Below are 9561 nucleotides of genomic sequence, written 5' to 3'. Positions count from 1 at the left end.
AGGGTATGCCGATACACCCACGATCTGTCTAGCTGCAATATACGTGCGAACTCTGCTGGGCTTACATACTGGTCTTGCTTAGTTAGCATTGTTGGTACCTCCGTTTTCTGGAAAGATAGTGGTTACGGGGAGCCCGAGCATTTCACTCACGAGTAGCTTGAATTTGGCAGGCGGCTTGCTCCTGCCCTCGGCAACGTGACCCACAAAGCTAATCGTGCAACCGTAACGGTCTGCAATGTCTTTGTATGTCACTTTGGGCTTTAGAAGTTCTTTTAATCTGTTCACCTAATTACTCCATTCGCTTGACTACATTACCTAACCAGTGCTAATGTGAGTGTAGCAAGTACCGTTTTATATACGCAATTAGCGGTATTCGCTAATACGGTACATTTAACGGTACATCCAAGTAATAGGTGGGATCGAAAGGCATTAAAGTGTTAGATCCAGACATTCTAGAGCGCAACCAATTACACCAGATAAAAGCAAATGGATATATAGCGGTTAGCAAGCAAACTGGGTTTGCCTTAATACAGGCCCTGACTAGTGCCTCTGACGCTGCGATGGATGCTTGGATTAACCCAAAAAGTCCTTTGTCTAGAGAGCCAATAGACCCGAAATACCCAGAGATATTTGAAGAGGGTTTTATTGTTCTAAACTTAAAAGACTTGAATCTCCGATCATTCAATCCGCTAGACCAGAAAGACCTTTTAAATGATTTTCAATCAATTGGATATGATCAAAGAATTACCGAGTTAGATTTTGTAAACAAATACGGTCTATTGGGCTTTATCAACATTGACAAAGCGAGGGCTTCATATTTCTACTATAGTTCTTTCAACGATACTGGAAATATCCTTAGCACTTTTATAGAACCCTTAGCGTGGTTAAGAAAACAGCAAGAAGAGTATTTAACTCTAGTTGATATTTATGAATGCTTAGCAAGCGATTCAAAGCCCTCTCTAGTGCTATTGTATCTTCAACAATTACTTGAGAATGCCGGCCGCTGCTTTACTGAGATTAACCTACCCCCTCTCGTAAACCACATATTAGAAAGCTCTGAAAATGATCGTGATAATTTGTTTGGGCTAGGACTACTGTTCAAGATGATTTTGGAAGAAAAGTTAAAGCCAATAAATCTAACATTACATCTAATGGGAAAACCGGCAGGCAAATTCTCATGGGGATATGCCAGCGATTCTAAGGCTCTAATACATTCCATTTATTTAATGTTCTGGCGTGAGATAACAAAACAAACTGAATTAAAAACCTGCCCAGGGTGTGGGGCAAAATTCTTCGTAAAACCAGGTAAAGGAAGAAAACCAATATACCATTCGGTACTGTGCGAAGAAGCCGCAAAGCAACGAAGGCGAAGGCGCGAGGGAAAGAGGGGTAAAAACAATGGCTAAGGGTACAGTAGTTGTAAGGGCAAACGGTAAGAACCTGTCGAAAGACAGCAAAGACCGTAAAGGGGTTATCTATGCGGTCTACGAAGAACCCCGCGAGGATGACGAAAAGCGAAAACAAAAATGGGAGCGCTTAGGCAGAAATGATGTTAAAAAGGGTCATCCCGAATACTTCACAATATCCATGGCTGAAGCTTACCTTAACGAACAGCTTAACAATATCAACCAAGGTACGTACACAAGCATGCCTGATGTGGGTTTTAAGGATTTTTGCAACGACTTTCTAAAGGCTCACGCCAGCAGGGTCAAACCTTCGACCTTGACCGTGTACCAGATACACGCGAACAATAAGCTTATTCCGTTCTTTGGGAATCGTAAGTTAAAATCTATCAAGCCATTAGATATTGAGCGATTACTTACGAGCCTGTTAGATGAAGGGAAAACGCCAATAAACACTAAGAAGTACCTCGTTACCCTGAAGCTTATTCTGAAACGGGCCTGCGAGCTTGGCTATCTGGTCAAGTCCCCAGCTGAGTACATCAAGCCGCCTCGTACCACAAAAACCGAGATGGCCTACTTAAGCCCTTCGGAGTTGCGCTTACTTATCAAAAACACCGATGAGCGGTATAGAGCTCTTATTATGTTTGCGGCCTTTACCGGCGCTCGTCAAGGTGAAATCCTGGGGTTACAGTGGGATGATATCGACTTTAACAGCAGTTATGTCTATATTCACCCGAATGAGATACGGGATCTTAAATCGGCTGCAGCTAATCGCAAAATCCCGATGGCTGCAGAACTCAAAGAAGCCTTGCAAGCTCACCAGTTAAAGCAAATGGTCGATCTAAAGAGCAACCCTAAAAACCTGGTCTTTACGAATACTGCCGGCAATTCCATTAATCCGTCAAACCTCGATAAACGGGTATTAAAGCCAGCGCTTACGCTTGCTAGGCTGCGCTCAATCAGGTTTCACGATCTGCGGCACTCTTTCGCTACTGCCCTACTTACTAACGGTGAGCCTTTGCGCTACGTTTCAAAGCTCTTAGGCCATGCCGATGCTGCCATAACCCTGAGAACCTACACCCACGTTCTGCCCGAGACTGAGCACAACGCACACGAAAGATTTTCAACGATATTCACACCGACTAAACCCCTTGTGCTAGACCGCTGTTAGACCGATTTTCCCTATTCGTTAGCTGTCTGTTAGATGAAATAAATAAAACACCAGCGTTTACCTGGTATTTTTACCTTTTACCAGGCATAACAGTAAAATAACTGTATTTTACCTGGTCACATATTGCGTGCCCGGAGGGATTCGAACCCCCGACCTCTTGATTCGTAGTCAAGCACTCTATCCGGCTGAGCTACGGGCACATTCTGGTCTTCGGCGCGAGCGCCTTGATCCAGCTGGCGGAGAGAGAGGGATTCGAACCCTCGAGGGAGTTTATAACCCCCTACTCGCTTAGCAGGCGAGCGCCTTCGACCGACTCGGCCATCTCTCCAACTCTAAAAACTTAGAACTCTTAAAAGCTAAAAGCCAGATAATTAATATACATTACAAGATGCATTTTGTCCACCCGCCGTAGGTGTCGTAACGGTAAGCGAGAATAGAAAAAGCCCCCGTTTTGGGAGCTTTTTGCGGAGAGAGAGGGATTCGAACCCCCGAGAGACTTACGCCCCTAACGGTTTTCAAGACCGCCGCGTTCAACCAGACTCCGCCATCTCTCCAGTGGTATGTGATTTACCTTCGAATGCGCCGCTCGCGGCACCCGAAATGCGTACTAATTTTAACAGGTTAAGTGCGGTTAGACAACAGCGCGAACCGCATCATCACGCCGTTAGAATTTCTTCGGCGTGATGACTTCCGCGCCCCCCATGTAGGCTTTCAGCACATCCGGAACCCGCACGGTCCCGTCGGCCTGCTGGTAATTCTCGAGTACCGCAGCGACCGTTCGCCCGATTGCCAGGCCGCTTCCGTTGAGCGTGTGGACGAATTGGGGTTTGGCCTTGGGGTTTTCTCGAAAACGTATATTGGCGCGCCTCGCCTGGAAATCCTCGAAGTTGCTACAGGAAGATATCTCCCGGTACCCGCCGGACGCCGGCAGCCAGACCTCTATATCATAGGTCTTGGCAGAAGAAAATCCCATGTCCCCCGTGCTCAGCGCCACAACCCGGTAATGAATATTGAGCGCCTGTAAAATGGATTCAGCGTTGGCGGTAAGCTTTTCAAGCTCATTGTAGGAACTCCCGGGATCGACGAACTTTACCAGCTCTACCTTATTGAACTGGTGATGCCGGATGAGCCCGCGGGTATCTTTACCATACGCGCCCGCCTCACTTCTGAAGCATGGGGTATACGCGCAGTAGTAGCGCGGCAAATCTTCGGCTGCAAGTATCTCGTCGCGGTGGATATTGGTTACCGGCACCTCGGCGGTCGGTATCAAATACAGGTCTTCGTCTTCGACCTTAAAGAGGTCTTCCTTAAACTTCGGCAGCTGGCCCGTACCGATGAGGCTTGCGCTGTTTACCAGGATCGGCGGAAACACCTCGGTGTAACCGTGCTTGGCCGTATGCATGTCGAGCATGAGGTTAAGAAGCGAACGCTCCATCCTGGCGCCTAAATCCCAATACAGCACAAAGCGCGCCTTTGCGATTTTCGATGCCCGCTCGAAATCCAAAATCCCAAGATCGATTCCTGTATCCCAATGCGGTCTGGGCTCGAAGTCAAACTCTGGCTTCTCGCCCCAGGTTCTAACCACCACGTTTGCGGTCTCATCAGACCCGATGGGAACGCTCGTATCGGGAATGTTGGGGATATCCAGAAGCATCTGACTAAGTTCATCCTCGATTTCAGCGAGCTGCTCGTCAAAACTCTTGATCTTGTCGCCAAGCTCGCGCATGGCAACGATCTTATCCTCGGCCGGTTCCCCGGATTTTTTAAGCTTGGCGATTTCGCCCGATACCACGTTTCTGCGATTTTTTAGTTGTTCGACTTCGACGATCAACTCACGTCGCGATGCATCCAGCTCCTTAAAGCGCGTGAGGTCGACTTTGGAGTTTCTGTGCCCCAACGCCTCCTGCACGACATCCAGGTGCTCCCGTACCCATTTCAGATCAAGCATCAGCTTGTCACCCCGTTTGCCATCGGATATGATCCTAACACTTTTACCTCTCTCACCTTGCATCCCAGGCACTTGAGCGTCGATGAGATTATCTCGTCGTCCCTGTGGCCCTCAAAATCGATGAAGAAGCAATAATCGCCGAGCGCCTTTTTGGTCGGCCTCGACTGTATCTTAGTTAAGTTTATATACCGGTAGGCAAATTCCTGCAGGATCAGAAGAAGACTTCCCGGACGGTCCTCGTGAATAAAACAAACGATCGAGGTCTTGTCGTGGCCCGTTTTCGGCGCCGGCTCTTTTCCGATCAGCACAAAACGGGTCTGATTATCTTCAAAATCCTCGATGCCGATATCGAGCACGTTTAATCCGTAAATCTGCGCGGCGAGCCTCGGGCCGATGGCCGCTAAGGTCCGATCCTGCTCAGCAACGAACTGCGCCGCGCCGGCGTTGCTCCCGGCAAGCTCAAGGCTTGCTTGCGGCACTTTCTCAGAAAGGTAGCGCCGGCATTGGGCGATGGCCTGGGGGTGCGATAGCACGGTCGTGATATCCTCCAGCTTTACGCCCGGCTTTGCCATTAAGCTATGGTTGATGGGGATGACTATTTCTCGTTCGATAACGAGGTTAGCCTCAAACGCTAAGACATCGAGCGTCGCGTTCACCGAACCCTCGATAGAGTTCTCGATCGCGGCCATTGCCTTATCCACCTCGCCGCGCTCGACGGCGCGTATCGCATCGGCTTCCGTCGGGTACGGAACGATGTCATCGTCGCTGACCAGTAAAAGTTTTAGAAGCGCCTCCTGGGTATAGGTGCCACGCGGCCCCAGGAAGCCGATCTTTGTGTTGTGTTTCTCTGGCAAATGCCTGCAGTCCTTTCCTTGCGCTCTTATTTCACTCCAGCATGATACTGCTATCGCGCTATTATCGCTCTTTTTACTATATCGGCGATTACACCGGTGTTTTTGTAGTGGCGTTTGAAAATGCCTCTTGTATCGCCTGGTGCTCTTCAGCGGAAAGCGTAAACTCGGAGGTGTTGTTTCGGATAGCTTTGGCGTAGCTCCTGCTTTCCTGGCGCCCGTTAATGGTGCTTAACACCGCACCGTTTCCGTTGTTATCCAACAGCGCCACCGCGAAGCTCAACCTTCCCCCGATATCTTCGAATGCGTCGAATCGCACGACGCCAACCCGCTGTACCGTACTGCTAAGCGTATCCGCGAGCTGTGCCTGCTCCGCTTTGACCTCGCTTATGGCCGAGTTTAAAAGCGAGAGCTGGTTCAAACTGCTCTCTACCGCACCTGCGAAATCCCCATGTTCCCCGGCCTTGACGATTGCCTTCGACCGCTTGTTTATCTTTCTTAGCTTCAACGAAACGACAAAAAGCCATACCACCAAGACGAGCCAGCCGGCTGCAACTAATGCTAGAATTAAGCTACTATTACGAAGATCCATTGCTACCCCTTCGCTTAGAGGAAAAATTTCGCCATAATTGTCAAAAATTATACAATAAAAACCTAACCTTTGCATTTGGGAAAAACTTGTTTAAGCAGCAGGAACTTTCGCGCTTGTTACCACATAGGGAGATGATGACATGAAGGTCGCTTATTTTGACTGTTTTGCCGGCATCAGCGGGGATATGATCGTCGGCGCCCTGCTCGACTTAGGCCTGCCCCTCGAGGAACTTGAAGCGGGCCTTAACAAAATCGCCGTCGGCGATTACGCGGTGAGCGCAAAAAAAGTCACAAAGCAGCATATCGGGGCCACAAAATTTAACGTCGCCGCCGAGGAGCAAAAGGTGGTGAGAACCTTTAGCAATATCCGCGAACTCATCGAGGACAGCGAGCTTGCCGACAGCATTAAAGCCGATGCGCTCGCCATATTCAAGCGGATCGGCGAAGCCGAAGCCAAAATCCACCGCAAGACCCTCGACCAGATTCATTTCCATGAGGTCGGAGCAATCGATTCCATCGTCGACGTGGTCGCTAGCGTTATCGGGATTCATTACCTAGGCATCGAGAAGATCTACTCCTCACCGGTCGCGACCGGTATGGGCATGACGCGGACCGAACACGGCATGCTGCCCATCCCCGCCCCGGCCACCCTTGAGATCCTCTCGGGAGCGCCGGTGTATAGCTCCGGGATCGCCGTCGAGCTTACCACCCCGACCGGAGCGGCTGTGCTTATGCACTACGCGACCTTCACCGAGGAAATGCCGCTGTTTACCCTTGAAAAAGCCGGGTACGGCGCCGGAACCCGCGAGCTTGAAATCCCCAATGTGCTTCGCGTCATGCTTGGGGTGCAGACCGGGGCGGGGGCCGCAAACGTGATGCTCCTCGAGACCAACATCGATGACGTCTCCGCCGAAGTGCTCGGGTATACCATGGACGCGCTCTTTGAACTCGGCGCGCTCGATGTTTGGTTCACCCCGATCCAGATGAAGAAAAACCGCCCGGCAGTAACGCTAAGCGTGCTGGTGCCCGTGGGAAGCGAGGACGAGGCGATCGATATGATACTTACAGAGACCGCAACGCTGGGCTTAAGGCTCTCCAAACAGTCCCGCCGGGTCGCAGAGCGCGAAATCATCACTGTGAACACGCCACTTGGTAGAATCCACGTCAAGGTGGGCACATATAAGGGACGGGTTATTTCCGTTGCGCCCGAATATGACGATTGCAGCAAGCTAGCCGCCCGCAGCGGTACCCCCTTACGGGAAGTCTACGACCTTGCACGAGAGGCGGCAAGCGACACGTTCAGGAAAGGCGGATAAATCGTGCCGGAGTGGAGCGTATTTAAAGAAGCAGCCGAGAAGCTCGATGAGGGCGGGGTTGATTTTATTCTCTGCGGCGGCATCGCGGTCCGGGTATACGGCCGCGAACGCGAAACGACCGATGTTGATTTTCTGGTTCGAGAATCGGATGTTAATGAAGCGCTCGAGCTGCTCGGTGAGGCCGGCTTTGAAATCAAGCGCACCGACCGCAGGTGGCTTTTCCAGGCCTTCAAAGACCACACCAAAGTCGATCTCATTTTCGAGGCGATGGGTAACGTGCGCCTTACCCCCGAAGTCGAAGCGCACACGCGCTCCGAAGAGCTTGGCGGCTACACCTACAAAGTCATCTCCCCGGAGGACATGCTCATCATGAAAGCCCACTCGCTGAGCGAAGAGAGGCCGCGCGATTTATATGATGCGTTTTCGATCTTTAGAGAAACCAACGGGCAGCTCGACTGGGATTATTTTATCGAGCGCTCACGGCCCAGATTGCGCAGGATGCTCGGGCTGCTCTTCTACGCCCAATCCGACCCCCGCACCCAGGCATACGTGCCCGACTGGGTGCTCCATCGCCTGCTCGCGTACTTACCCGCCTAGCGGATAGATCGAGTAGGGGCGCCCCATGGTCGGCATCGCGACGTTTCTGACCGGAACACCGCCCGGCGTCATCCCCTTCTCCGTGCCGTAGTGTGCGTGGCCGTGCAACACCAAATCCGCCCCCAGCTTATCGATCGGCTCCGCCATAATCGATGCACCGAGAAACGCATACACTTCGGGGGGCTCACCAAAGAGCGTGTCTTTTATCGGTGAGTAGTGCAAAAGCACGATACGAAAATCGGTTGTTAATGTCTCAAGGCCGTGGCGAATCCGCTCCGCCTCTTTTACGCCTTCGCGGTACATCTCGCGAAAGATCACTTCCCCAAAATCGGGGAGCGCACGAATACCGAACCCCCCGCCAAACCCCTTGGTACCGATAAAGCCCGCCCGAAAGCCGCCCGCCTCTACAACGGTGGTCTCACCATCAAGCACCGTAATGCCGCCCTTTTCAAGCACCCGCCGGATATCCCCCTGCTGCCCCATATGGTAGTCATGGTTGCCGAGAACGACGATTACCGGTATCTTCACATCCTTGAGCGCATACACCAGCTCCCCCGCCTCTTTAGCGAGGCCGTGCGCCGTCAAGTCCCCGGCAATGGCGAGGACGTCGGCCTTGGTATGCAGAGTAGCAAAACCCGCATTAAGCATCTGCACATTACCCGTCTGGGCGTGCACATCACCGACAGCGGCAATTCGTATCATTCTAATAGTACCTAACAAGATCACCTGGCGATATCATATAAGAAGATATTCCACTCCTGCGGAAATGTTAATTCGAAGCGATGGAAGACATATGGGATGAGTGGCAGGGGGTTGTTTCTTTTGCACAGGAGCCGGCCAGCTGAAATATAACCGTAGAGCAATGGATCAATGGAACAATAGACCGCAATGGAACAGATTACCTTATATCCGAACTTATCCATTTTCCATTCGCTATAAAAGCTCCAATGTTCGATCGCTCTATTGTTCCATTGCTCTACAAAAAATAATCCGACAAAAAGTCGGATTATTTTTTGTGCGAGAAGGGGGACTTGAACCCCCATGTCCTTACGAACACTAGACCCTGAACCTAGCGCGTCTACCAATTCCGCCATTCTCGCTTAACTTATGCGTTTTTATCTGTCTGCGAATCTGATACCATCAAAGCTAATCGCATCAAATCCGCGCAGAATAGATTATACCATTTTTACGTTTTACGCAACACAGGCAAGGGAAAGACGTTGTAATCGTCGAATCAATAAAAGATGTACATGAAAACGGAAGAACTGCTACTCGACCGATACAAGATCATTTCGAAGCTGGGCAGGGGTGGCTTTGCCGATGTCTACAAGGCCTTTGATACGCGCATGGAGCGCGTCGTGGCCATCAAGCAGATTCATGTCAACCGCCACTCGGCGGAGCGCGTGCTCCGTGAGGCGCGAACGGTAGCGCTTCTCAATCATCCCAACATCGTCACCATCCACGAATTCGAGGAAGACGGCGACGACTGTTACCTCATCATGGAGCTTATCGAGGGCGTGCCCCTCTCAAAGATATTAAGCCGTATCTCCCCGCTCTCGGTGCACGAGGCGCTCATCATCACCATCGAGATTTGCCGGGCCCTTGAAGCCGCACATTTAAACGGCATCATACACCGGGATATCAAACCCGAGAACATCATGATTCTCTACGACGGCCGCAAATC

Annotated in this window: 10 protein-coding genes and 4 tRNA genes; 5 read left to right on the top strand and 9 right to left on the bottom strand. The window is 51.0% G+C overall.

Annotation, left to right across the window (positions count from 1 at the left end; all coding sequences use genetic code 11):
- Positions 1–78: 78 nt before the first annotated feature.
- On the bottom strand, positions 79–285 hold the full coding sequence (locus ACYC56_RS09410; protein ID WP_461373921.1) for a helix-turn-helix domain-containing protein: 207 nt from the start codon (positions 283–285) through the stop codon (positions 79–81).
- A gap of 128 nt (positions 286–413) precedes the next feature.
- Between ACYC56_RS09410 and ACYC56_RS09405 the strand changes: the two genes are divergently transcribed.
- The gene (locus ACYC56_RS09405; protein WP_461373920.1) at positions 414–1406 is read left to right on the top strand and encodes a hypothetical protein; all 993 of its coding nucleotides are present in this window, start codon (positions 414–416) and stop codon (positions 1404–1406) included.
- On the top strand, positions 1399–2574 hold the full coding sequence (locus tag ACYC56_RS09400; protein ID WP_461373919.1) for a tyrosine-type recombinase/integrase: 1176 nt from the start codon (positions 1399–1401) through the stop codon (positions 2572–2574). Before ACYC56_RS09405 ends, ACYC56_RS09400 begins: the two co-directional genes overlap by 8 nt.
- A 126-nt stretch (positions 2575–2700) precedes the next feature.
- Here the strand turns inward: ACYC56_RS09400 and ACYC56_RS09395 are convergent.
- The 6 genes from ACYC56_RS09395 to ACYC56_RS09370 all read right to left on the bottom strand — a co-directional run bounded on the left by ACYC56_RS09395 (position 2701) and on the right by ACYC56_RS09370 (position 5965).
- Positions 2701–2774 (bottom strand) — tRNA-Arg (locus ACYC56_RS09395).
- Positions 2775–2808: 34 nt separating this feature from the next.
- Positions 2809–2902 (bottom strand) — tRNA-Ser (locus tag ACYC56_RS09390).
- 137 nt (positions 2903–3039) lie between these two features.
- A tRNA-Ser gene (locus ACYC56_RS09385) sits at positions 3040–3128 on the bottom strand.
- 110 nt (positions 3129–3238) lie between these two features.
- A complete protein-coding gene (serS, locus tag ACYC56_RS09380; protein ID WP_461373922.1) occupies positions 3239–4522 on the bottom strand; it encodes a serine--tRNA ligase in 1284 nt (427 codons plus the stop codon).
- Entirely contained in the window at positions 4522–5376 is an 855-nt protein-coding gene (gene pheA / locus ACYC56_RS09375; protein WP_461373918.1) for a prephenate dehydratase, read from the bottom strand. Before pheA ends, serS begins: the two co-directional genes overlap by 1 nt.
- Positions 5377–5464: 88 nt before the next feature.
- Positions 5465–5965, bottom strand: coding sequence for a DUF4446 family protein (locus ACYC56_RS09370; protein WP_461373917.1), 501 nt, complete (start codon positions 5963–5965; stop codon positions 5465–5467).
- Between the two features lie 139 nt (positions 5966–6104).
- Between ACYC56_RS09370 and larC the strand changes: the two genes are divergently transcribed.
- Positions 6105–7280, top strand: coding sequence for a nickel pincer cofactor biosynthesis protein LarC (gene larC, locus ACYC56_RS09365; protein WP_461373916.1), 1176 nt, complete (start codon positions 6105–6107; stop codon positions 7278–7280).
- Positions 7281–7283: 3 nt separating this feature from the next.
- Positions 7284–7877: a nucleotidyl transferase AbiEii/AbiGii toxin family protein gene (locus tag ACYC56_RS09360; RefSeq protein ID WP_461373915.1), complete on the top strand. Its 594-nt coding sequence runs from the start codon at positions 7284–7286 to the stop codon at positions 7875–7877.
- On the opposite strand, the gene ACYC56_RS09355 is transcribed toward ACYC56_RS09360, so the two are convergent.
- Positions 7866–8579, bottom strand: a complete 714-nt coding sequence (locus tag ACYC56_RS09355) for a metallophosphoesterase family protein (protein WP_461373914.1) — start codon at positions 8577–8579, stop codon at positions 7866–7868. The genes ACYC56_RS09360 and ACYC56_RS09355 overlap by 12 nt on opposite strands.
- A 314-nt stretch (positions 8580–8893) precedes the next feature.
- A tRNA-Leu gene (locus ACYC56_RS09350) sits at positions 8894–8977 on the bottom strand.
- Positions 8978–9127: 150 nt separating this feature from the next.
- Here ACYC56_RS09350 and ACYC56_RS09345 point away from each other — a divergent pair.
- Positions 9128–9561 (top strand): serine/threonine-protein kinase (locus tag ACYC56_RS09345; RefSeq protein WP_461373913.1); only part of this gene is annotated, 434 nt, incomplete at its 3' end.

This window comes from Candidatus Aquicultor sp., assembly GCF_054640775.1.
This window is presented reverse-complemented; position numbering and strand designations above follow the sequence as displayed.